Source organism: Achromobacter sp. 1L-A-4-B-C2, from assembly GCF_057291955.1.
On the sequence record NZ_JBXAWP010000005.1, the window covers coordinates 130,999 to 155,041 of the forward strand.

Consider the following 24,043-nt stretch of genomic DNA (forward strand, 5'->3'; position numbering starts at 1 on the left):
TCCTAGCGCGCCTGGGCGGCCTTCTTGCGGGATTTGGGCATCTCGATGAAGATTTCGCTGCCGTGCGGCTTGCGGCCGAACAAAGTGCCTTCGGACACGCCGCCCGAGCAGCCGTTGCCGAAGGTAAAGCCGCAGCTGCCTTTTTCGTTGAAGCTGTCTTCCACGATTTCCTTGTGGCTGCTGGGTACGACGAAGCGGTCTTCGTAGTTGGCAATCGCCATGATCTGGTACATGTCCTGCACCGTTTCCTCGGACAGCCCCACCTGTTCCAGCAGCGCCGTGTCGCGTTCGCCGTGCACGGTTTCCGAGCGCTTGTAGGCGCGCATCGCCAGCATGCGTTCCAGCGCCTGTAACACAGGCGCTTCCTTGCCGGCCGTGAGCAGGTTGGCCAGGTAGCGCACGGGAATGCGCAGGCTGGACACGTCCGGGATCATCGCGCTCTTGCCCACGGTGCGCTGCGGCATCTGGCCGGCTTCGGCCGCCGTCTGGATGGGGGACAGCGGCGGGATGTACCAGACCATCGGCAAGGTGCGGTATTCCGGATGCAGCGGAAACGCCACGCGCCATTGCACGGCCATCTTGTAGACGGGCGACTGCCGGGCCGCTTCCAGCCACGATTCGGGTATGCCCTGTTCGCGCGCGGCGGCGATCACCGCCGGGGAATGCGGGTCCAGGAACAGGTCCAGCTGCGATTCATAAAGGTCCTGTTCGTTAGGGGTGGCGGCCGCGCGATCGATCTGATCGGCGTCATACAGCATGACGCCCAGGTAACGGATGCGGCCCACGCAGGTTTCCGAGCACACGGTGGGCTGGCCGGCTTCAATGCGCGGATAGCAGAACGTGCACTTCTCGGCCTTGCCGCTGCTCCAGTTGTAGTAGATCTTCTTGTACGGGCAGCCCGAGATGCACATGCGCCAGCCGCGGCATTTGTCCTGATCCACCAGCACGATGCCGTCGTCTTCGCGCTTGTAGATCGAGCCCGACGGGCAGCTGGCTACGCAGGCGGGGTTCAGGCAGTGTTCGCACAGGCGCGGCAGGTACATCATGAACGTGTTCTCGAACGTCGAGTACATCTCTTTCTGCACGCCTTCGAACAACGCGTCTCGGCTGCGCGCGCTGAATTCACCGCCCAGGTCGTCTTCCCAGTTCGGGCCCCAATGGATCTTGTCCATCTTCTTGCCGGTCAGCACCGACACGGGGCGCGCGGTGGGCGGCGTTTGCGACAGCGGCGCGTTCTGCAGGTGTTCGTAATCGAAGGTGAAGGGTTCGTAGTAGTCGTCAATGGCCGGCAGGTTCGGGTTGGCGAACAGGTTGGCCAGGATGCGCAGCTTGCCGCCCTGGCGCGGTTCCAGCTTGCCGGCGGCGGTGCGCTTCCAGCCGCCCTTCCACTTGTCCTGGTTTTCCCATTCCTTGGGGTAGCCGATGCCGGGCTTGGTTTCCACGTTGTTGAACCAGGCGTATTCGACGCCGTCGCGGCTGGTCCAGACGTTCTTGCAGGTGACCGAACACGTGTGGCAGCCGATGCACTTGTCCAGGTTCAGCACCATGCCGATTTGGGCGCGTATCCTCATGATTGCTTCTCTTCTTGTTGCGTGGCTTGTTCAGCCGGGTCCTCGACCAGCGGGCCTTCCAGCCAGTCCACCTTCTTCATCTTGCGCAGCACCACGAATTCGTCGCGGTTGGCGCCCACGGTGCCGTAGTAGTTAAAGCCGTAGGCCTGCTGCGCGTAACCGCCGATCATGTGCGTGGGCTTGAGCACCGTGCGCGTAACCGAGTTATGGATGCCGCCGCGCTTGCCGCTGGTTTCCGCGCCGGGCACGTTCACGATCTTTTCCTGCGCGTGGTACATCAGGCACATGCCCACCGGCACGCGCTGGCTGACCACGACGCGCGCGGTCAAGGTGCCGTTCACGTTGAAGACTTCAACCCAGTCGTTGTCCACCAGGCCGGCCTGTTTGGCCTCGGTTTCCGACACCCACACGTGGGGGCCGCCACGGCTTAAGGTCAACATGCGCAGGTTGTCGGAATAGGTGCTGTGGATGCCCCATTTCTGGTGCGGCGTCAGCCAGTTCAGCACCAGTTCCTTTTCGCCGTTGGGATACTTGCCCAGCATGGGCGCCACCGTCTTGGTGTCGATGGCGGGCTTGTACACGCACGAACCCTCGCCAAAGTCCAGCATCCAGCGGTGGTCCTGGTAGAACTGCTGGCGGCCGGTCAACGTGCGCCACGGGATCAGTTCGTGCACGTTGGTGTAGCCCGCGTTGTAGCTGACCTCTTCGCTTTCCAGCCCCGACCACGTCGGCGCCGAAATGATCTTGCGCGGTTGCGCCTGGATATCCCGGAAACGGATCTTGTCGTGCTCGCGGCCCACGGCCAGGTGGGTGTGGTCGCGCCCGGTGATCTTGCCCAGCGCTTCCCATGCCTTGACCGACACATGGCCGTTGGTTTCGGGCGCAAAGGTCAGGATCATTTCCGCCGCGTCGATGGCGGTGTCCAGGCGCGGGCGGCCCTGGCTGACGCCGGCCTCGCCCACGCTGGCGTTGATGCCGGCCAGCTCGTGCACTTCGTGCTCGGTGTTCCAGTTGATGCCCTTGCCGCCGTTGCCCAGCTTGTCCAGCAAGGGGCCCACCGACGTGAACTTGCGATAGATGTCGTTGTAGTCGCGCTCAACCACCGTCATCGACGGCGCGGTCTTGCCCGGCACCAGATCGCATTCGCCCAGCTTCCAGTCGCGCGGTTCGAACGCCTGGCCCAGTTCTCCCGGCGTGTCGTGCATCAGCGGGGTCAGTACCAGGTCGCGGCGCTTGCCCAGGTAGGGGCCGCCGATCTCGCTGAACTTCCTGGCCAGCAGCTTGTAGATTTCCCAGTCGGTCTTGCTTTCCCACAGCGGCTGCACGGCTTCGCTCAAGGGGTGGATGAAGGGGTGCATGTCGGACGTGTTCAAGTCGTCCTTTTCGTACCAGGTGGCCGTGGGCAGCACGATGTCGCCGTACAGGCAGGTGGTGCTCATGCGGAAGTCCAGCACCGTCAGCAAGTCCAGCTTGCCCTCGGCGGCGTCTTCCTGATAAGTCACTTCGGTGGGCTTGATGGCGGCGGCTTCGTCGCCGAACACGGCGTTTTGCGTGCCCAGCAGGTACTTCAGGAAGTACTCGTGGCCCTTGCCGCTGGAACCCAGGATGTTGGAGCGCCACACGAACATGTTGCGCGGAAAGTTGGCCGGGTCGTCCGGGTCTTCGCAAGACATGCGCAGCGCGCCGGACTTCAGTTGTGCCACGGCGTGCGCAATGGGGTCCTTGCCGGCGGCGTCGGCCTGGGCCACCAGGTCCAGCGGATTGGTGCGCAGTTGCGGGGCCGACGGCAGCCAGCCCATGCGTTCGGCGCGCGCGTTCAGGTCGATCATCGACAGGTCGCCGTACTTGGCGCGGTCGGCGGTGGGGCCAAGCACTTCCTGCACGTTCAACTTTTCATGGCGCCACTGGCTGGTGTGGGCGTAGAAGAACGACGTGCCGTTCATCTGGCGCGGCGGACGCACCCAATCCGACGCAAAGGCCAGCGGGGCCCAGCCGAACTGCGGGCGCAGCTTTTCCTGGCCCACGTAATGCGCCCAGCCGCCGCCGCTCTTGCCCACGCAACCGCACATCATCAGCATGTTGATGATGCCGCGGTAGATCATGTCCATGTGGTACCAGTGGTTCAGGCCCGCGCCCACGATCACCATCGACTTGCCTTCGGTGTCGTGCGCGTTCTGCGCGAATTCGCGCGCCACCTGGATCACCTGCGCGCGCGGCACGCCGGTATGCTTTTCCTGCCAGGCGGGCGTGTAGGCCACGTCATCGTCGTAGGACGTGGCGACGTTGGCGCCGCCCAGGCCACGGTCCAGGCCGTAGTTGGCCATTTGCAGGTCGTACACCGTGGCGACCAGCGCGTCCGTGCCATCGGCCAGGCGGATGCGGCGGGCCGGCAGGTTGCGCACCAGCACGTCGTCGTGCTCGCCGCCAAAGTACGGGAAGCCCACGCCCACCGTTTCCGCGCCCTGGCCCAGCAGGCTCAGGGTGGGCTCGATGGCCTGGCCATTGCCGCCATTGCGGGATTCCAGGTTCCAGCGGCCAACCTTTTCACCATCGTTGACCGCGCCCTCGCCCCACCGAAAGCCGATGCTGCCGTTGGGCGCCACCAGGGCGCCGCTGTGCGCGTCCAGCACCAGCGTCTTCCAGTCGGGGTTGTTCTGTTCGCCCAGCGCGCCGTCAAGGTGCGAGGCGCGCAGGAAGTGGTCGGGTGCGTAGAAGCCATCGCGCGGCTTGAGCAACACCAGCATGGGCATGTCGGTGTAGCGGCGCACGTAGTCGCGAAAGTACGGCGACGGGTTGGCCGACAGGTGGAACTCTTTCAAGATGACGTGGCCCATCGCCATCGCCAGCGCGGCATCGGTACCTTGCTTGGGCGCCAGCCAGATGTCACCGAACTTGACCATTTCACCGAAGTCGCTGGACACGGCCACCGTCTTGGTGCCCTTGTAGCGGACCTCGGTGTAGAAGTGCGCATCGGGGGTGCGGGTCTGCGGCACGTTCGATCCCCACACCATCAGGTAGGTGGAGTTGTACCAATCCGCCGATTCCGGCACGTCGGTCTGCTCGCCCCAGATCTGCGGGCTGGCCGGCGGCAGGTCGCAATACCAGTCGTAGAAGCTCAGGCATGCGCCGCCCAGCAGGCTGAGGTAACGCGCGCCGGCGGCGTAGCTGACCATGGACATGGCGGGAATCGGCGAAAAGCCGATCACGCGGTCGGGACCGAATTTCTTGATGGTCAGCGCATTGGCGGCGGCAATGATTTCGGTGGCGGTGTCCCAATCGGCGCGAACAAAGCCGCCCAGGCCGCGGACTGACTTGTAGCGCTTGGCGCGCACGGGGTCCTGGCTGATCCATTCCCAGGCGGCAATGGGGTCCATCGTCTTGCGGGCTTCGCGCCACATCTGCATCAGGCGGCCGCGGATCATCGGGTACTTCACACGCTGTGCCGAATACACGTACCAGCTGTACGAGGCGCCACGCGGACAGCCGCGCGGTTCGTGGTTGGGCAGGTCGGGCCGCGTGCGCGGGTAGTCGGTCTGCTGCGTTTCCCAGGTGATCAGTCCGTTCTTGACGTACACCTTCCACGAGCACGAGCCCGTGCAGTTCACGCCGTGGGTAGACCGCACCACCTTGTCGTGCTGCCAACGGGCGCGGTAGGCGTTTTCCCACTTGCGGTCTTCATTGACCGTTTCGCCGTGACCATCGGCAAAGGTGGATTTGACCCGGGACATGAACTTCAACCGGTCCAGGAAGTGACTCATTGTGTTTCTCCAAGAGCGCCGCGTCGGCGGCGCGTACTGCAATCGTTGCGCTGGTTTCACTGTAGGTCGGGGTCCGTCCCCCGACCATTCGCCAGAGGGCCAGGCCGGGCGCGGCAAAGTGACTAGTCACCCGCCGCGCGCTTTGTTCAGCAAGGCACCGGCGCGTTCCTGCGCGCATAGAACCACCACGTAATCACCATGCACGTGGCGTAAAAACCGATGAAGCAAAACAGAGCCGCCTGCACGCTGCCCGTCATTTCCAGCGACGTGCCGAAACTGCGCGGGATGAAAAAGCCGCCGTAGGCGCCGATGGCCCCGGAAAAGCCCAACACCGCCGCCGATTCCTTGGCCGCTTCGCCCAGCGCACGCTTGTGCGCGTCGGAGCCTTTGCCCGCAGCCGCCTGGGTGCGTTCGCGCAGGAAGATCACGGGAATCATCCGAAACGTCGAGCCGTTGCCCACGCCCGTCAGCGCGAACAGCACAATGAACATCGCGAGGAAACCGTTGAAGTTGCCGCCCTGGCCGGCCCCGGGCAGGAACAGCATCACGCCCAGCACCGCCGCAATCATTCCGGCGAAGGTGACCAGCGTGACGCGCGCGCCGCCCAGCTTGTCCGACACCCAGCCGCCCACGGGCCGCGTCAACGAGCCCACCAGCGGCCCCAGGAACGCGTACGCCATGGGGTTGACGTCGGGGAACAGCGTCTTGGTCAGCATGGCGAAGCCCGCCGAAAACCCGATGAAGGAGCCGAACGTGCCCACGTACAGCCAGCACATCAACCAGTTGTGCTTGCGCTTGAAGATCACCGCCTGGTCCGCGAACGACGCACGCGCGTCGGCGATGTCGTTCATGCCGAACCACGCCGCGATGGCCGCAATGGCGATCGGTACCACCCAGATGAAACCGGCGTTTTGCAGCCACAGGTTCTGCGCCGCGCCATTGACCGTGATGTCCTGCGGCGCGCCGCCGGCCACGCCGAAGACGCCCACCGAAATCACCACGGGCACGACAAACTGCGCCAGCGACACGCCCAGGTTCCCGATGCCGGCGTTAAGCCCCGTCGCCAGGCCCTTCTTTTCCTTCGGGAAAAAGAAGCTGATGTTGGCCATGCTGGAACTGAAGTTGCCGCCGCCCAGCCCGCACAGCAGCGCCAGGATCAGCAGCGTTGGGAACGACGTGGTGGGGTCGCGCAGCGCAAAGCCCATGCCCAGCGCGGGCACCAGCAAGGACGCCGTCGAGATCGCCGTCCACTTGCGCCCGCCGAACACGGGCACCAGGAACGAATAGAAGATGCGCAAGGTGGCGCCTGACAGCGCGGGCAGCGCCGTCAGCCAGAACAGCTGGTTCTTGGACAGCATGAAACCGGCGCGGTCCAGGTTGACGACGACCACGCTCCACAGCATCCAGATGCTGAACGCCAGCATCAGCGCGGGAATCGAGATCCAAAGATTGCGGTTGGCGACGCGGGCGCCGGTCTGCTTCCAGAAGCCGGGGTTCTCCGGCTCCCAACGCGTCAGGACTTGTGTGGACATAGGAGCCTCTATTTGGAGGAAATGGGTTGCGGGGTCGTAAGCGACGCCCGCCCCAGCGCCGCGCTTTCAGGGCGGAAGCTGAAGTGCATGAAGATCAGCGACACGCAGACGGTGCCGTACAGCAGCATGAAGGCGCTGGACCGTACGCCGGTCAGGTCCAGCAGCACGCCGAACAGGATGGGCAACACGAAGCCGCCCATGCCGCCCGCCAGGCCGACGATGCCGGACACCGCGCCGATGTTTTCGCCGAACTCGTCCGAGATGAACTTGAAGACCGACGCCTTGCCGATGGCCATGGCGATACCGACCACGAACAGCAGCACAGTGAAGGTGACCGGGCCCAACGCAATGCCGAACTGCCGGGGGCCGCCGGTGGTCATCACGGTGAACTGGGTTTGCGGGTAGCTCAGCAGGAAGAACGCCACCCAGCACACCCACATCACCCACCACGTGGTCTTGTAGGCGCCGTAGCGGTCCGAGATCCAGCCGCCCATGGCGCGCAAGACGCCGCCGGGCAACGAGAAGCAGGCGGCCAGCAGCGCGGCCAGCTTCATGTCGAAACCGTATTCGCCGATGTAGTACTTGGTCATCCACAGCGCCAACGCCACATAGCCGCCGAACACCACCGAGTAGTACTGGCAGTAGCGCCAGACGCGCGGGTCGCGCAGCATGGCAAATTGTGCCGACAGCGTGGCGCGCTGGGTCACCCGGTGCGACGGGTCCGATGCCGAGAACATCCAGAACAGCACCGCCGTGACCAGCAGCGCCACCGCGTACACCTGGGGCACGATGACCCAGGCGCCGCCGGCCGCCGCGATCAACGCGGGCGCCACGAACTTGGTGATGGCCGACCCGGAGTTGCCCGCGCCGAACACGCCCATGGCCAGGCCCTGCTTGTTGCGCGGAAACCAGCGCGCCACATACGGCGTGCCGACCGAGAACGAGCCGCCCGTCAGGCCCACGAACAAGGCCAGCACCAGAAATTGCCAGTACTCGGTGGCGTAGGACAGCAGCCAGATCGGCACCACCGCCAACAGCATCAGAATGAAGAACACGGGCCGGCCGCCGTAGCGGTCGGTCCAGATGCCCAGCGGCACGCGCACCAGCGAACCGGTCAATACCGGCATGGCGGCCAACAGGCCGAATTGCGTTTCGGACAAGCCCAGTTGCGCCTTGATGGGTATGCCTAGCACCGCGAAGATCATCCATACCGCAAAGCAGATGGTGAAGGCGAACGTGCTTGAAATCAGGACCCGCATCGGCCTGCCGGACGGGGATGTTGCTGCTGTCATGGTTACTCTCGCTTTACTCACGAAGACATGGCGCTAGCCTAGGCACGCGCCGAGCCGGCGACCATTCGCCGGCCGACCATTCGGGCCACGCCGATGTGCCTAGTCACCCGGGTTCCGCGCCCGCGTTTGCGCTGGATCAAGCGTTGGCCTATGCCCGGCGCAGGCTCAGGCTTAATATGTATTGCGAATACACCTTCACCAATACACCTTCAAAAAAAGCGCAGACCGCCATGCCCCCGTTGCTGACCATCGATGAACCCGCCGCGACGCCACACCGCCCTCGCCCGCAATGGCGCGCCTTCACCGAAATGGGGTTCCGGCCGCTGTATCTGGCCGGCTGCCTGTGGGCGTTGGTATCGGTGTGGTTGTGGGTGCATGCGCCGGGCCGCATCACCGGGCTGATGGCCGGCGTGTTCTGGCATGCGCACGAAATGCTGTGGGGGTTTGTCGCCACGATTGCCGTGGGCTTTCTGCTGACGGCCGGCGCCAACTGGACGGGCAAGAACCCCTTGCGCGGCAACGCGCTGGCGCTCTTGTGCCTGTTATGGGTGGTGGCGCGCGTGGGCTACCTGACGCCGGGCAGGCCGGCGTACGTGATCGCCGTCGTGGCGGACCTGGGGTTTTTCGTGTGGGGCGCCGCCGCCCTGGGCCGCGCCGTCTGGGTCACGCGCAACCAGCGCAACGCGGGCGTGCCGGTCTTGATGCTGGGCTTGGCCGCCACCAACGCGCTGTATTTATGGGCCGCCGCGCAAGGCGACTATCTGGCGGTGATGCGCTACTTCAATGCCGGCCTGCTTTGCATGGCCGTGCTGACGCTGCTGATTGCGCGTCGCGTGATTCCGTTCTTTGCCAAGCGTGCCGTGACGGGCCTGGACATACCCGCCCAGACCCGCAGCGGTCACTGGCAATTGGGCACGGGCGTGGCGGCCATCGCTGGTTTGCTTGCCGGGCAGCCGCGTCTGGCCGCGGCGGCCTTGACGGCCACGGGCTTGATCGCGCTATGGCAATGGGTGTCGTGGAAGCCGTGGGCCGTGCGGCGCGTGCCGCTGCTGTGGATCTTGTATGCCGGCTATGTCGGCCTGGGCGCCGGGCTGCTGGTGGGCGCGGCGCAATTGGCGGGCGTGGTCGTCCGGCTGGCGTGGCCCGCGCACGTGATCGGCGTGGCGGGCTTTTCGGTGCTGATCGTGGGCATGGTGACCCGCACGGCACTAGGCCACCTGGGGCGGCCCTTGCAAACCGATCGCTGCATGGTGGCCAGTTTCGTGCTGGTAATCGTGGCGGCGCTATTGCGGCTGGCAGCCCTGTGGCCCAGCGTGGCCGCCACCGGTCTGCTGCATGCCGCCACCAGCGCCTGGGTACTGGCGATGGCTCTGTACCTGTGGCGCTTTTTCCCGCTGATGATCCGCCCACGCGCCGACGCCGCCAAGCCGGCGGCGCCGATGATGCGCGTGATGCCGGTCGCCCGGCCGCGCGTCTGAGTGGGCCGGCGCGCCACGCCTGCCCGCCGGCCTGTTTAGCAGGCCGGTTCAGCCGGCCCGTTTAGCCGGCCCGTTTAGCCGCGCTCGTTTAGCCGCGCCCTTCCCGGCGCTCGATCGCCTCGACTTCGCGGCGCATGGCCTTCAGCCACGCCTTCAGCAACGCCTGATCCGAGAACTGCATCACCTCGTGTTCCAGTTCGCCGATGTACTCCTGGATGTCGACGATGTCGTCATCCAGTTCTTCCAGCACCGTCTCGGGGTCGAACGAGGCGAACGGGTCCAGGTCGTAGCGCAGCTTGAAGCCTTCTTCGGCGTAGCTGGCCTGATGCAGCACTTCGTCCAGCTGCGCCTGCAAGGTGGCGTTGGCTTGCGGCAGGCCGTCGTCGGGCACGTCCGCCAGCGGCGTCAAATCCGGCGTGCCCAGCTTGCGCCGCGCCGCTTCTTCGTCCTGCATCGCCTGCCACGCCACCGCGTTCGGCGTGGTGTTGCGCAACGCAGCGCGGGCCAGCGCCAGCAGGTCTTCAGCTTCGTCGTCTTCGAACTGGTCCTGGATGATGCGCAGCAGTTGCGTCGGCGTGAAGGTCGACAGATCGGTGTCGGGGTCCAGCTCCAGCGCCTCGATCAGTTCCGCCTTGGCGTCTTCGGATTCGTCAGCGGCGGCCTCCTCGTAGTCCAGGCCACTGTGCTTCTTGTAAAGGGTCTTGAGCTTGTCGGCATCGCAACCGGCCGGCAGTTCGCCCTTGGCGTCCAGCAGCAGCAATTCCGCCGAAAACTCGGTCACCAGCTCAGACACGAATTCGCGTTCGGCCTTGGACAGCCCCATGTTCTTGTGCGCGTGGTCAAAGCACAGCACAAGCTTCATGCGCAGTTCGTGCAGCTTCTTTTCCAGCGGCGCCAGGCCTTCCGTGTACTTGCGCTGGTATTCGGCCTCGACCGCCTGCCATTGATCCAGGCGGCCGCGTTCCGTTTCCAGGCGTGCCTGTAGCCGCTCGAATAACTGACGCGGGGTTTCCAGTGAATGTTGGCCCATGACCTGCTCCTTGCAAACCGGGTAATGAAAGTAGCCGCCACTCTAAACGATTCGGGCAAAGCCCTCTTGGGTTTTTCAGTTAATAACGCTAATCATTATTATTAATATAGAATCTCGGCTGTCCGGCACCCCCTGCCCGCAACCCCTGCGCCACGTCTTCGCCACGTCAGCACAACATCTATTTGGCAGTCCCGATGTCTTTGCCCCCCGCCGCGGGCCCTGCCGCTCACCGCGCCCCCGCCCTCGCCCCTCCTCCACCCGTCGCCCGATCACGGCGCCGCGTGATCCTCACGGTGGCCGTGCTGGTACTTGCCTTGGTCGCGGCGCTGGCCATGTGGTGGAAAGCGAAAAACGGCCCCGCCGCCCCCCGTCCACCCGAATACAACCAGATACCCGTTGCCGTCAGCGTCGCGGCCGCCCGCGTCGGGCCGCTGCAACGCGACCTGCATGCGCTGGGCACCATCGCGCCCTTGACCCACGTTGTGCTGCGCAGCCAGGTTGAAGGCGAATTGTTGCGCCTGCATTACACCGAGGGCCAGGCCGTGGCGCGCGGCCAGCTTTTGGCCGAGATCGACCCGCGTCCCTATCAAACCGCGCTGGCGGCGGCCGAAGGTGAATTGGCGCGCACGCAGGCGCTGCTGGACAACGCCCAGGCCGATCTACAGCGCTACCGCACATTGGCGCGCCAGGAATCCGTGGCCGGGCAGCAGCTGGACACCGCCCAGGCGCAGGTGCGCGCCTACACCGCGCAGCGCGAACTGAACCGCGCACAGGTCGCCGATGCACAGCGACTGCTGGGGCTGACCCGCATCACTGCCCCGCACGATGGCCGCATCGGCCTGCGCCGCGTGGACGCCGGCAACCATGTGCGCGCCAACGATGCCGACGGGCTGACCACGCTGGTGCAGACCACGCCCATTTCGGCGCTGTTCAGCATTTCGGAAACGCGGCTGGACTTGTTGCGCCAGGCGCAGGCGCGAACGGACGTGTTGCGCGTACAGGCCTGGGATGCCGACGACCGCCGCCTGCTGGCCGAAGGCACGCTGGAAGCCTTGGACAACCGCGTCCAGACCGGCAGCGGCACCGTGCGGCTGCGCGCCCGATTCGACAACACCGACGAATCGCTGTTTCCCAATCAATTCGTGAACATCCGGCTGGCCCTGGTCCAGCAAGACAACGTGGTCACCATTCCGTCGGCCGCCGTGCAGTATGGGTCCGAAGGCGCGTTCGTTTTTGTGATCGGCGACGATGCGCGCGCCACGCGCCGCGTGTTGCAGCTGGGCCCCGCCAACGCGGGCCATATCGTCGTGCAAGCCGGATTGGCGCCGGCCGAGCGCGTGGTGGTCGAAGGCGTGGACCGCCTGCATGACGGCCGCAACGTCCAGATCGTAGACCCCCTGACTTGAACCGCGCATGAGCCTGTCACGCCCCTTCATCCTGCGTCCGGTGGCGACGTCTTTCCTGATGATCGCCCTGCTGCTGTCGGGCATCCTGGCCTGGCGCATGCTGCCCGTGGCCGCGTTGCCGCAGGTGGATTACCCCATCATCCAGGTCACCACGCAGTACCCGGGCGCCAGCCCCAACGTGACGGCGCGCGCCGTGACCGCGCCGCTGGAACGCCGCTTTGGGCAGATACCGGGCTTAAAGCAGATGTCGTCCACCAGCGGCAGCGGCATTTCAGTCATCACGTTGCAGTTTTCGCTGGACGTGTCGCTGGGCGTGGCCGAACAAGAGGTGCAAGCGGCCATCAGCGCCAGCGGCTCGCTGCTGCCCGGTGACCTGCCCACGCCACCCGTTTACCGCAAGGTCAACCCCGCCGACGTGCCCATCCTGACGCTGGCGGTGACCTCGGATTCCCTGCCCTTGCCCACCGTGTATGACCTGGTCGACACGCGCATGACGCAGCGGCTGTCGCAGCTATCGGGCGTGGGCATGGTCAGCCTGGCCGGCGGCCAGCGCCCGGCCGTGCGCGTGCAGGTCAACCCGATGGCACTGGCGGCGCGCGGGCTGCAACTGTCCGACGTGCAGGAAGCCATCGCCAAGGCAAATTCCAATCAACCCAAGGGCAGCTTCGACGGGCCGGTGCGCTCCGTCATCATGGACGCGAACGACCAGCTGCAAAGCGCCGCCGAATACCGCGAACTGGTCGTGGCCTGGAAGAACGGCGCGCCGGTGCGGCTGGGCCAGGTCGCCACCATTGAAGACGGCGCCGAAGACCGCTACCTGGCCGCCTGGGTCGACAAGCAGCCGGCCGTGCTGGTCAATATCCAACGCCAGCCGGGCGCCAACGTCATCGCCGTGGCCGACCAGGTCAAGGCGCTGCTGCCCCAACTGACGGCCAGCCTGCCCGCCGCCGCGCACGTGCGCATCCTGACCGACCGCACCGAAAGCATCCGCGCGTCGGTGCGCGGCGTGCAATGGGAACTGGTGTTTGCCGTGGGGCTGGTGGTGCTGGTCACGTTCCTGTTCCTCTCCAACCTGCCCGCCACGCTGATCCCCAGCCTGGCCGTGCCGCTATCGCTGATCGGCACTTTCGGCTTCATGCACCTGGCGGGCTTTTCCACCAACAACCTGACGCTGATGGCGCTGACTATCGGCGCGGGCTTCGTGGTGGATGACGCCATCGTCATGCTGGAGAACATTGCGCGGTATCGCGAACAGGGGCACAGCCCGATGTCGGCCGCGCTGAAAGGCGCCGGGCAGATCGGCTTCACGCTGGTGTCGCTGACGCTGTCGTTGATTGCCGTGCTGATCCCGCTGCTGTTCATGGAAGACGTGGTGGGCCGGCTGTTCCGTGAATTTGCCATCACCTTGGCGGTGGCCATCCTGATATCGCTGGGCGTATCGCTGACGCTAACGCCCATGATGTGCGCGCGCCTGCTGCCCGCGCACGGGCAATCGCGCCCCGGCGTGCTGGACCGCATCCAGGCGCGCTACGCGGGCTGGCTGGACATTACGCTGCGCCACCAGCGCCTGACGTTGATGGTGATGCTTGGCACCGTGGTCTTGACTGGCCTGCTGTACCTGGCAGTACCTAAAGGATTTTTCCCGGTGCAGGACGGCGGCGTGCTGCAAGGCGTGACGCAGTCCACGCAAAGCACCTCGTTTGACGCCATGTCGCGCAGGCAGCAAGCCGTGGCCCAGGCGCTGCTGGCGGATCCCGATGTGCAAAGCCTGTCGTCCTTCATCGGCATCGACAGCATGAACGCGACGTTGAACACCGGGCGGCTGCTGATCAACCTGAAGCCCTGGGCCGAACGCAGCGCGCCGCTAGCCGATGTCATGGCCCGCCTGGACGCGCGCGCCCGCGACGTCCACGGCATCTCGCTGTTTTTGCAGCCGGTGCAGGAATTGAATATCGAAGACCGCGTCAGCCGGGGCCAGTACCAATTCAGCCTGACGTCCCCCGATAGCGCGCTGCTGGCGCAATGGAGCCAGGCGCTGACGCAGCGGCTGGCGCAGTCGCCCGCGCTGGCCGAGGTGTCGTCCGACCTGCAAGGCAATGGCCGCCAGGCGTACCTGGAAGTGTCGCGCGATACGGCCGCGCGCCTAGGCGTCACGATGGACGACGTGGTGCAGGCGCTGTACAACGCGTTTGGCCAGCGCCAGGTGGCCACGCTGTTCACGCAGTCGAACCAATACCGCGTGGTGCTGGAAGTGGACCGCAGCCTGGCGCTGGGGCCCGAGGCGCTGGAACGCATCCACCTGCAAACCGAGGACGGGCAGGCGATTCCGCTGTCGGCGCTGGCCACGGTCAGCGAACGCGCGGTGCCGCTGGCGATCAACCATCTGTCGCAATTTCCGGCGGTGAACCTGTCGTTCAACCTGCCGCCGGGCGGGTCGTTGGGCGACGCCATTGCCGCCATTGAATCGGCCAAGACCGACATCGCCCTGCCGCCCAGCGTGGACCTGCGGCTGCAAGGCGCGGCCTCGGCATTCCAGGCGTCCTTGTCCAATACGCTGTGGCTGATGCTGGCGGCGGTGGTCACGATGTACCTGGTGCTGGGCATGCTGTATGAAAGCGCCATTCACCCCGTCACCATCCTGTCGACCCTGCCGTCGGCCACCGTGGGCGCGTTGCTGGCGCTGTTGATTACCGGCCGGCCGCTGGACCTGATTGCCGTCATCGGCATCATCCTGCTGATCGGGCTGGTCAAGAAGAACGGCATCATGATGGTGGACTTTGCGCTGGACGCCGAGCGCACGCGCGGGTTGGCGCCGCGGGATGCCATCCGCGAAGCCGCGCTGCTGCGCTTGCGGCCGATCTTGATGACGACGCTGGCCGCGCTGTTCGGCGCGCTGCCGCTGATGCTGGCCACCGGCTCGGGCGCCGAACTGCGCCAGCCACTGGGCTGGGTCATGGTGGGTGGCCTCTTGGTCAGCCAGGTGTTGACGCTGTTCACCACGCCGGCGGTCTATCTGTTCTTTCACCGGCTGGGGCAGCGGCGCCCGGTCGGTGTGAGGCCCGACGGGCGCAACGCATGATCCGCGCGTTGCTGCACCGCCCGGTCGCCTGCCTGTTCCTGGCGCTGGCGTTGACGCTGCTGGGCGCGGTGGCGTGGCGGCTGCTGCCCGTTGCACCCTTGCCCCAGGTGGACTTCCCCACCATCGAGGTGCGCGCCGAATTGCCCGGCGCCAGCCCGGAAAGCATGGCCAGCACGGTGGCCGCGCCGCTGGAGCGCGCGCTGGGCAGCATCGCGGGCGTCAGCGCCATGAGTTCGTCCAGCAACCAGGGCGCCACGCGCGTGCAGCTGCAATTCGAGCTGGACCGCGACATCAACGAAGCGGCCCGCGACGTGCAGGCCGCGCTGAATGCCGCGCGCGGCGAACTGCCCGCGGGCATGCCGCAAAGCCCCAGCTACCGCAAGGTCAACCCGTCGCAGGCGCCCATCATGGCGCTGGCCTTGAGTTCCGCCACGCGCCCGGCTGGCCAGCTGTATGACCTGGGATCGACGGTGCTGGCGCAAAAGCTGTCGCAGATCAATGGCGTGGGCGAAGTCACCCTGGGCGGCAGTTCGCTGCCCGCCGTGCGCGTGCAGGTCAACCCCAACGCGCTGGCCCATTACGGCGTGGCGCTGGACGACGTGCGCAATGCCATCGCGAATGCCGCGCCCCTGCGGCCGCTGGGCCAGCTGGACGCGGCCGGCCAGCGCTGGGAAGTCGGCACGCTGGACCAGCCGCGCGGCGCGGATGAATACGGCCGCCTGATCGTGCGCCACGACGACGGCGCGGTGATCCGGCTGGCGCAGGTGGCGCGCGTCAGCGATTCCGTCGAAAACCGCTACAGCAGCGGCTTCCACAACACGAATCCGGCTGTCGTGCTGACCATCAGCCGCCAGACCGGCGCGAACATCATCGAGACCATCGACGCCATCAACGCCGCCCTGCCCGGCCTGCGCGCGCTGATGCCGGCCGACGTGGACCTGACGGTGGCGCTGGACCGCTCGCCCGGCATCAACGCCACCTTGCGCGAGGCCCACATCACCCTGGGCCTGGCGACCGCGCTGGTCATCCTGGTGGTGTGGCTGTTCCTGGGCAACGCGCGCGCGGCGGCGATTCCCAGCGTGGCGATACCCGTGTGCCTGATCGCCACGTTCGCCGTCATGCACGCGTGGGGCTTTTCGCTGAACAACCTGTCGTTGATGGCGCTGATCGTCGCGGCCGGCCTGGTGGTGGATGACGCCATCGTCGTGCTGGAAAACATCTCGCGCCACCTTGAACGCGGCCTGTCGCCCCGCAAGGCGGCATTGCGCGGCGTACGCGAAGTGGGCTTCACGCTGGTTGCCATGACGGTGGCGTTAAGCGTGGTGTTCGTGTCGATCCTGTTCATGGGTGGGCTGGTCGAACGGTTGTTCCGGGAATTCTCGATCACGCTGGTGGCGGCCACGGTGATTTCGCTGGTGGTCTCCGTGGCGATCATCCCGGCCTTGTGCGCGCGTTGGCTGCGCGCGGATCAACCTTCGGCCCAATCGCCCCAATCGCCGCAATCGCCGCAATCGCTTCCTTCGCGCCCGTCGCGTCTGCAATCGGCCTTCGCCCGCGCGCACGATGCCTACGGCCGGTCCCTTGCGCGCGTGCTGGGGCATGCGCGCTTGACCCTGTTGCTGCTGGCCGCCGTGGTCGGCTTGAACGTGTATCTGTACGTCGAAGCGCCCAAGGGCTTTCTGCCCGTGCAAGACACCGGCCAACTGGTGGGATTCGTGCGCGGCGACGACGGGTTTTCGTTCCAGGTCATGCAACCCAAGATCGACCAATACCGCCAGTTGGTGCTCAAGCATCCGGCCGTGCAGGACGTCATCGGCTACAACGGCGGCAGCCTGGGCATCAGCAATTCGCTATTCCTGATCCGCCTGAAGCCCGCCGCCGAACGCGGCGAATCCTCTACCGAAGTCATCAACTGGCTGCGCACCCACGCCCCGCCCGTGCCCGGCGGCATGTTCTTCCTGAACGTCGACCAGGACCTGCGCATGCCCGGTGGCTTCGGCAATTCCGGCGACCACGAATTGGCCATCATGGCCAGCGACGTGCCCGCGCTGCGCGACTGGGCCCGCAAGATCTCCAAAGCCATGCAAGACATCCCCGAACTGCGCGACGTGGACGCCCAAGGCGACGGCGCCACGCAGCAGGTCGTCATCAACATCGACCGCGCGGCCGCGCAACGGCTGGGCGTGGACATGGACACGATCAGCAGTGTGCTCAGCAATTCGTTCAGCCAACGCCAGGTCGCCACCCTGTACGACGCCATGAACCAATACCGCGTGGTACTGGAGCTGGACCCGCGCTACACCGAAGACCCCGACGTGCTGGAGCAAGTGCAGGTGGTGGCGGCCGACGGCACGCGCGTCCCCCTGACCGCCTTCGCCACCTACGAGAACGGGCTGGTCAACGACCGCGTCTACCACGACGGCCTGTTCGCGGCCGTCGGCGTCGGCTTTTCGCTGGCGCCCGGCGTGTCGCTGGAACAAGGCCTGGCCGCCATCGACGCCGCCATGGCCAAGCTGATGGTGCCGTCCACCATCCAGACGCGCCTGGGCGGCGACGCGCGCAACTTCCAGCAAAGCCTGCAAGACCAGCCCTGGCTGATCCTGGCCGTGCTGGTCGCCATCTACCTGGTGCTGGGCATCCTGTACGAAAGCCCCCTGCACCCGCTGACCATCCTGTCCACCCTGCCGTCCGCCGGCGTGGGCGCGCTGCTGGCGCTGCGCATCGCCAACATCGAATTCACCCTGATCGCATTGCTGGGCCTGTTCCTTCTGGTCGGCATCGTCATGAAGAACGCCATCCTGATGATCGACTTCGCCCTCAGCCTGGAACGCCGCGAAGGCCTGACTCCCCGCGCAGCCATCCACCGCGCCGCCATGCTGCGCCTGCGCCCTATCGTAATGACCAACCTGGCCGGCCTGCTGGGCGCCCTGCCCCTGGTGCTGGGCATGGGCGACGGCGCCGAACTGCGCCGCCCCCTGGGCATCGCCATCGTCGGCGGCTTGATGATCAGCCAGTTCCTGACGCTGTATACGACGCCTATTGTGTATCTGGCATTGGAACGGCTGCGGGTGAAGCTGGGGGGTGCGGGGCGAAAGCGCGCCACCTGACGGCAACGCGCGGGGAGGCCGCAGCGGGTTCTACAGCATCGGTTGCCCGATGGCGGCCAAAAGCGCGTTCACAAGTCCCGCGGCATAACGTTGCGCCCGCACGCAGGCGTCATCATCCGCGGCATGGTGAAAGCGCGCATATGCGATCGGCCCCAATTTCAAATATCCGGCGCCGTGCTCATCGTCACAGAACCGCCGTCGCAGCGCGTCCAGGCCCGCGTCAATGGCGGCTGAATGCTGACCCGACGTCATGCGGCTCATGAACAGCCTCGCCACCTCTTCGACCGTTCCTGCATAGCGCAAGACGTGGACGAGGTCCGCTGCGTCTTTATTTTCATGCCGGTCGTCCAACGCCAATGCCTTCAAGATGACAAAGGCCGGCACGTCCGCAAAGCGGACGCGTTCGGAGGACATTCCGCCATCCTCCAACAGCATTCCGCTAACCACCTGCTCTTCAAACCAGTCATGCGTGATGCCCGCGTATTTGACCGTCAGTGCCGACACGCGCTCGCCATCGACGCTAACGGCGCGACCCGGCTGTACGGCCCCCGCGTCGCGCAGAAATTCAACCACCACGCGCCCCGTGCCGTCCACCTCCCGGGTCCATCGCCACGACGAGGCGACGCCCCGGAAGTCGACATACCGTGCAAAGCCCCGATGAATCAATTGCTTGGACAGCGACGCATAACCCTCGCCCTGCGCAATAATCTGCAAGTTAAGCACCACATCAACATCCGACGTGCCGGCATGTTGCGGGACTTCGGGAGGCGAAGCCGGGGTCAGATAACGCGGCACCAGTCCGCCGACCAGTCGCAACGATGACTTCAGACTGCCGAATGCGCCGTAAAGCGTCAGCAACGTCCGCTCACACGCAATCGTCACGTCCGAGCGATAGCCCGCGGCGTCGCGCGGCTTGGCTTCATCCGCCATTTACAACTCCAGTTTTTCACGCAGTTTCTGCGCTAACTCCTTATTCCTACCACGCCCATTTTTAAGGTCAAGGTAAAGGACGAAAAGGCTGGATAAGTAGGACTGATCCTGCATGAATGTGTCCCGAAACAGCATGCTGGCGCCGTCTCTTTCCACAAGGGTGACGTTAAACCCTTGATCCGCGGGCTCAAGTGCCAATGCGTTGGCAATGGAGTGCGACTGTCCGGGTGCAATGACGATGTCGACGGCCTCAACGTGCGTAAGCAAGGGGGCATGGCGATTCGCCGCCGCTGCGCCGCTGAAGGCCCACGGGCTGGTCAGGCCTGCGTGGGCAAGGCGGCGTGCCAGTTGCTCCATCAGCGCGTTGGGCTGCTGGGAAAAGGCATACCAGTGCGTGCTCGGCGGCTTGCGCAGCGCCCACTGCTCTGCCCAGGCGTCCAACAGCAAAGCGGGCTCGACCAGCCGCCGCCGCAAGGTGCGGCCCGCGCCGCTGGCCTCGCACCATTCGCGCTTCTCAAGCTCTTGCAACACCACAGAACAGGTATACGAAGACGTCTGGGCAAGCGAAGCCAATTCCTGGCCCGTGATCCACCTGCCCCGCGACATGAGCAACGCGTGTACGACGTTCTCGCGCGATCCGGTAAACAGCGGCATCGCCCGCGTCCGGGACGGCACGCGTTTCGGGCGTTCGATATTCACAAGCCACGTACGCCATCGGAAGTAAAGGCATCCGTCCGGTTCGAAGTAGCCGATGCCCCGCTCGCGCAGCATGGCTTTTGCCCCAGGGCTTAACGTGTCGGCCACGACCATCGGAATCCGGGCGCGCGGTGCAGCGCCCCCCGCCAGCACGGATTCAAGTTGCCACACGGCTTCCCGTATATCTCTGGGATACGCGTGGCGCAATCTGCGGACAACGATCTCTACCTCGCGCCGGTCCGCCATCAATGTCACGACAGCAAGGCCGCCGGTCTGACCGGCCGTAGAAGCCCCTGGGTCCGGCGCCACGACCTTGAAGCCGGTGGCGTCTGCCAAGGCGGTCACCAGGTGGATCATCGCCCCATCACCCTGGGCAAACGCGTCCAATCCATCTTTGGTCTTCATCGCGACACTCGTGGAAAGCGGGCACCGATGCGTGCCGGGCAGCGTCGGCAATTCGCCGACCAAGCCTTTACTTTAGCTTATTTGCATTGTTTAGCTGCGCAGCTAATGGGCAAACATATTTTCCCATTCAAACAGCCCACTACTCCGGCCACCGGGGCGCGGCGGTCAGGCGGTCGGACATGAAGGCCAGGAATTCGCGGGCTAGTTGCGGTAGCGTTCTGCCTTGCAGGGTCAGCACCTGGATGCTGCGTTGGCGCATTTCGGGGTTGGTGAATGGCACGGCGACCAGGCCGCCTTCGCCCAGTTGGCCCATCAGCGTCAGGTAGCCGGACAAGGCGACGATCTGGCTGCCGGGCAGCATCGGCAGGAAGGCGGCGGAATGGTTCGAGACGTAGGCGGGTTCGATGTGCAGGCCCGCGTTGGCGCAGGCGGCGTCGAACAGTTGGCGCACGGTGGTGCCGTGGTCGCCCAGGGATAGCGGATAGTGGACCAGGTCGCGCATGCCGATGCTGCGGCGGCCGGCCAGCGGGTGCTGGCGGCACATTACGGCGTAGACGGGTGCACGGGTCAGCAGCTCGGTTTTCAGGCGGTCGTCTTGCGCCGTGGTGTAGCGCAGCGCCATCTGGGCCAAGCCTTCAAGGATGTGGCGGCTGACTTCTTCGGGGCGTTCCACGTACAGATGAAAGCGCGCCTCGGGCCGCTCGCGTTTGAAGTGCGCCATGCACATGGGCAGGAAGTGATGGGCGAAGCCTTCGGTGCAGGCCAGGCGGATCGTGACATCGCCCACATGACCGCGCTGGCGAATTTCGGACGTGACGCGTTCTGCTTCCAGCGCCGCCGCATTGGCGTACGCGGCCAGTTGCCGGCCGGCCTCGCTCAGTTCCATGCCTCGCGCCTGGCGCTCGAAAAGCGCAACGCCCAAGGCGTCTTCCAGCTTGGCAATCTGACGGCTGACCGCCGAGGCGGCCACGTGCTGCGACGCCGCCGCGCCGGCGATCGAGCCGCTGCGCGCGACCTCAAGAAAATACCGCAGTCCCAACGAGATCATCCCGCCTCCGTGTGACACATGCCAAAAAGGCAACGCAAAGATGCTAATTATCTGATTGTGGCATGTAGCGATGCGTAATAACTTTGTGCCTCCCTGGTCCCGAGTGCCGCCGTGAACCGCGAACAAGCCGTCCTGCAAGCCGTTGAAGCCTTTGACAATGGCACCCTTGAAGCCGCCCTGGCGCGTCGCGTCGCGTACGCCACGGAAAGCGAAGTGCCCGAGCAGGCGCCGATGCAGCACGCCTATCTGAACCAGGACCTGATCCCGGTCCTGAGCCGGATGGGCTTTACCTGTGAAGTGCATCCCAACCCCGACGGCGTGGACCTGCCTATCCTGGTGGCGCGGCGCATTGAAGCGCCCGGGTTACCCACCGTGCTGATGTATGGCCATGGCGACGTGGTGCGCGGCAATGCGGCCAAGTGGGAAGCGGGCCGCGACCCCTGGCAGCTGCAAGTGGACGGCGACCGCTGGTATGGCCGGGGCACGGCCGACAACAAAGGCCAGCACAGCATCAACCTGGAAGCGCTGCGGCAGGTGATTGCCGCGCGCGGCGGCAAGTTGGGGTTCAACGCCACCTGGCTGATCGAGACCGGCGAAGAAGCCGGTTCACCTGGCCTGGCCGCGTTCTGCGACGCGCAGCGCGACACGTTGGCGGCGGACGTGTTCATCGCCAGCGACGGCCCGCGTCTGCATGCAGCGCGCCCCACGCTGTTCATGGGATCGCGCGGGGCGGTCAATTTTGAATTGAAGCTGCGTGCGCGTGAACGTGGCTACCACTCAGGCAATTGGGGCGGCCTGCTGGCCAACCCCGCCATCGTGCTGATGCACGCCATCGGCACCCTGGTGGACGCGCGTGGCCGCATAACGGTGCCGGCGCTGCGCCCCCCCGCCATCCCCGACGCCGTGCGCGAGGCGCTGGCGGATCTTGAGGTAGGCGGCGGCGAGGACGACCCCGACATCAACGCATGGTGGGGCGAGCCCGGGCTGACGGCGCCTGAAAAAGTATTCGGCTGGAACAGCCTGGACGTGCTGACCTTTGGCGCGGGCGACCCGGCCAAACCCGTGAACGCGATTCCGCCCGAGGCCGTGGCCTGGTGCCAGTTGCGCTTCGTGGTGGGCACCGATTGGCGCGCGCTGGAAACGCATGTGCGCGAGCACCTGCGCCTAGGCGGTTTTGAAGACGTGCAAGTCCGCGTCGGCATGCAAGGCGGCGCCACGCGCTTGTCGCCCGATAACGCCTGGGTGCGCTGGGCGGCGGCATCGCTGGAACGCACGACCGGCAAGCGCCCCGCACTGCTGCCGAACCTGGGCGGCTCGCTGCCAAACGAAATTTTTGCCGACCTGCTGGGCCTGCCCACCTTGTGGGTGCCGCATTCGTACCCCGCCTGCGCGCAGCATGCGCCCAATGAGCATCTGCTGGGCAGCGTGGCGCGCGAAGGGCTGGCCATCATGGCCGGCCTGTTCTGGGACCTGGGCGAAGCCGTTCCCGCCTGACCGACCGTTTCACTACCGAGAGCGTTGCCATGACTGCTAGATTCTGTGCCGCCGTGATGGCGTTCAACCTTGCCGTCGCCGCTTATGCGGGCGACGCCCATGCCGCCTACCCCGAGCAGCCGATCAAGATCGTGGTGCCCTTCACGCCGGGCGGCGCGACCGATACCGTGGCGCGGCTGCTGGCCAACAAGCTGTCGGGCCGCCTGGGCCAGTCGGTCATCGTCGAGAACCGCCCCGGCGCGTCCACGGTGATCGGGGCGGACGTCGTGGCGCGCGCCCAGCCCGATGGCTACACGTTGCTGCTGTCGGGCAGCACCACGTACACCGTCTTGCCCGCGTTGAATCCGTCTCTGCCCTACGACCCCGTGCGCAGCTTCGAACATGTGGCCATCGTCGCCCTGGCGCCCGTGGTGCTGCTGGCGCAGAACGGCCTGGCGGCCACCACCGTGCAGGAAGCGGCGGCGCTGGCCAAGCAGCAAAGCAGCAAGGGCGGGCTGATGTACGGCACGTTCGGGCCGGGCTCGGCGCCGCATCTGGCGGGCGAAATGTTTGCCGAGGCCGCCGGCGCGAAGATGATGCCGGTGCCGTACAAGGGCAGCGCGCAGCTGATCACCGCGATGATCGGCGGCGAGGTGTCGCTGGGCGTGGACACGGTCTCATCCGCCGCGCCGCAAGTGCGCGCGGGCAAGGTGCGGGCACTGGCCGTCACGGGCGAACACCGCGTGCCGCAGATGCCGGACGTGCCGACTTTCGAGGAAGCCGGGATTCCCCAGGTGTCGTTCGTGGGCTGGTACGCCCTGGCCGCGCCGGCCCATACGCCCGCGCCGGTGATCGACACGTTGAACCGCGCGGTCGCGCAGATCATGCAAGACCCGCAGGTGAAAAAGGCGGTGTCGGACCTGGCGTTGGAACCTGTGTTCTTGCCGGGCCAGGCGTTCAAGGACCGGATTCAAAAAGAAGTGCAGACGTTCAGCGCCGTGGCCAAGCGCGCCGACATCAAGCTGGAATAGACGGCAAGGCAGGCACGGGCGCAAGGCGGCAATGCGCAAGTCGGCTAGGCAGCTAGGCTGCTAGGCAGCAGCATCAGAGCCGCACCGCACCGCCACGCCACCGCCACGGGCTGACACCATCAGCCACGACCGCAAAAAAAACGCCTGGTCATGCACGCCGCGAAGCGTGCACCACCAGGCGCCGGTGCAGGCCGCACACGCGGCCTG

General features: G+C 65.8%; 14 protein-coding genes. 6 read left to right on the forward strand and 8 right to left on the reverse strand.

From position 1 onward, the window contains the following. Positions 1-2: 2 nt before the first annotated feature. The 4 genes from narH to AC0Z35_RS22705 form a co-directional block, all read right to left on the reverse strand. Positions 3-1,571, reverse strand: a complete 1,569-nt coding sequence (gene narH / locus AC0Z35_RS22690) for a nitrate reductase subunit beta (protein WP_485132965.1) — start codon at positions 1,569-1,571, stop codon at positions 3-5. Continuing rightward, on the reverse strand, positions 1,568-5,329 hold the full coding sequence (locus tag AC0Z35_RS22695; RefSeq protein ID WP_485132964.1) for a nitrate reductase subunit alpha: 3,762 nt from the start codon (positions 5,327-5,329) through the stop codon (positions 1,568-1,570). Before AC0Z35_RS22695 ends, narH begins: the two co-directional genes overlap by 4 nt. A 146-nt stretch (positions 5,330-5,475) precedes the next feature. Beyond that, positions 5,476-6,861 carry a NarK family nitrate/nitrite MFS transporter gene (locus tag AC0Z35_RS22700; RefSeq protein WP_219990276.1) on the reverse strand — a complete coding sequence of 462 codons (1,386 nt, stop codon included), beginning with the start codon at positions 6,859-6,861 and terminating at the stop codon, positions 5,476-5,478. A gap of 8 nt (positions 6,862-6,869) precedes the next feature. Then, positions 6,870-8,120, reverse strand: a complete 1,251-nt coding sequence (locus AC0Z35_RS22705; protein ID WP_120155909.1) for an MFS transporter — start codon at positions 8,118-8,120, stop codon at positions 6,870-6,872. 263 nt (positions 8,121-8,383) lie between these two features. On the opposite strand from AC0Z35_RS22705, the gene AC0Z35_RS22710 reads away from it, so the two are divergent. Beyond that, on the forward strand, positions 8,384-9,631 hold the full coding sequence (locus AC0Z35_RS22710) for an NnrS family protein (RefSeq protein WP_485132963.1): 1,248 nt from the start codon (positions 8,384-8,386) through the stop codon (positions 9,629-9,631). Positions 9,632-9,719: 88 nt separating this feature from the next. Here the strand turns inward: AC0Z35_RS22710 and AC0Z35_RS22715 are convergent, their stop codons facing one another. Continuing rightward, a complete protein-coding gene (locus AC0Z35_RS22715; RefSeq protein ID WP_485132962.1) occupies positions 9,720-10,661 on the reverse strand; it encodes a molecular chaperone DnaJ in 942 nt (313 codons plus the stop codon). 281 nt (positions 10,662-10,942) lie between these two features. Between AC0Z35_RS22715 and AC0Z35_RS22720 the strand changes: the two genes are divergently transcribed. The 3 genes from AC0Z35_RS22720 to AC0Z35_RS22730 are packed head-to-tail and all read left to right on the forward strand — an operon-like array spanning position 10,943 to position 18,253. Next, a complete protein-coding gene (locus tag AC0Z35_RS22720) occupies positions 10,943-12,067 on the forward strand; it encodes an efflux RND transporter periplasmic adaptor subunit (RefSeq protein WP_485132961.1) in 1,125 nt (374 codons plus the stop codon). A gap of 7 nt (positions 12,068-12,074) precedes the next feature. Beyond that, positions 12,075-15,146 (forward strand): multidrug efflux RND transporter permease subunit, encoded by a 3,072-nt coding sequence (locus AC0Z35_RS22725; protein ID WP_485132960.1) that lies wholly within the window; start codon positions 12,075-12,077, stop codon positions 15,144-15,146. Continuing rightward, positions 15,143-18,253 (forward strand): efflux RND transporter permease subunit, encoded by a 3,111-nt coding sequence (locus AC0Z35_RS22730; protein ID WP_485132959.1) that lies wholly within the window; start codon positions 15,143-15,145, stop codon positions 18,251-18,253. The genes AC0Z35_RS22725 and AC0Z35_RS22730 overlap by 4 nt, the downstream gene beginning before the upstream one ends. A gap of 30 nt (positions 18,254-18,283) precedes the next feature. Here AC0Z35_RS22730 and AC0Z35_RS22735 read toward each other — a convergent pair whose 3' ends face one another. The 3 genes from AC0Z35_RS22735 to AC0Z35_RS22745 form a co-directional block, all read right to left on the reverse strand. Continuing rightward, a complete protein-coding gene (locus AC0Z35_RS22735; protein ID WP_046807364.1) occupies positions 18,284-19,183 on the reverse strand; it encodes a hypothetical protein in 900 nt (299 codons plus the stop codon). Further along, entirely contained in the window at positions 19,184-20,284 is a 1,101-nt protein-coding gene (locus tag AC0Z35_RS22740; protein WP_485132958.1) for a type IV toxin-antitoxin system AbiEi family antitoxin, read from the reverse strand. It abuts the gene before it with no gap. Positions 20,285-20,423: 139 nt separating this feature from the next. Beyond that, complete coding sequence (locus AC0Z35_RS22745) at positions 20,424-21,332, reverse strand: LysR family transcriptional regulator (RefSeq protein WP_485132957.1); 909 nt, start codon at positions 21,330-21,332, stop codon at positions 20,424-20,426. A gap of 111 nt (positions 21,333-21,443) precedes the next feature. Here AC0Z35_RS22745 and AC0Z35_RS22750 point away from each other — a divergent pair, with 111 nt between their 5' ends. Together AC0Z35_RS22750 and AC0Z35_RS22755 are read left to right on the forward strand one after the other, a co-directional pair. Next, positions 21,444-22,826, forward strand: a complete 1,383-nt coding sequence (locus tag AC0Z35_RS22750) for a M20 family metallopeptidase (protein WP_485132956.1) — start codon at positions 21,444-21,446, stop codon at positions 22,824-22,826. Positions 22,827-22,855: 29 nt separating this feature from the next. After that, a complete protein-coding gene (locus AC0Z35_RS22755; protein WP_485132955.1) occupies positions 22,856-23,836 on the forward strand; it encodes a Bug family tripartite tricarboxylate transporter substrate binding protein in 981 nt (326 codons plus the stop codon). The last annotated feature ends 207 nt before the right edge of the window (positions 23,837-24,043 follow it).

Coding starts and splice junctions, on each gene's coding strand:
- narH (WP_485132965.1), bottom strand. CDS start 1,571: ATGAGGATACGCGCCCAAATCGGCATGGTGCTGAACCTGGACAAGTGC.
- AC0Z35_RS22695 (WP_485132964.1), bottom strand. CDS start 5,329: ATGAGTCACTTCCTGGACCGGTTGAAGTTCATGTCCCGGGTCAAATCC.
- AC0Z35_RS22700 (WP_219990276.1), bottom strand. CDS start 6,861: ATGTCCACACAAGTCCTGACGCGTTGGGAGCCGGAGAACCCCGGCTTC.
- AC0Z35_RS22705 (WP_120155909.1), bottom strand. CDS start 8,120: ATGCGGGTCCTGATTTCAAGCACGTTCGCCTTCACCATCTGCTTTGCG.
- AC0Z35_RS22710 (WP_485132963.1), top strand. CDS start 8,384: ATGCCCCCGTTGCTGACCATCGATGAACCCGCCGCGACGCCACACCGC.
- AC0Z35_RS22715 (WP_485132962.1), bottom strand. CDS start 10,661: ATGGGCCAACATTCACTGGAAACCCCGCGTCAGTTATTCGAGCGGCTA.
- AC0Z35_RS22725 (WP_485132960.1), top strand. CDS start 12,075: ATGAGCCTGTCACGCCCCTTCATCCTGCGTCCGGTGGCGACGTCTTTC.
- AC0Z35_RS22730 (WP_485132959.1), top strand. CDS start 15,143: ATGATCCGCGCGTTGCTGCACCGCCCGGTCGCCTGCCTGTTCCTGGCG.
- AC0Z35_RS22735 (WP_046807364.1), bottom strand. CDS start 19,183: ATGGCGGATGAAGCCAAGCCGCGCGACGCCGCGGGCTATCGCTCGGAC.
- AC0Z35_RS22740 (WP_485132958.1), bottom strand. CDS start 20,284: ATGAAGACCAAAGATGGATTGGACGCGTTTGCCCAGGGTGATGGGGCG.
- AC0Z35_RS22745 (WP_485132957.1), bottom strand. CDS start 21,332: ATGATCTCGTTGGGACTGCGGTATTTTCTTGAGGTCGCGCGCAGCGGC.
- AC0Z35_RS22755 (WP_485132955.1), top strand. CDS start 22,856: ATGACTGCTAGATTCTGTGCCGCCGTGATGGCGTTCAACCTTGCCGTC.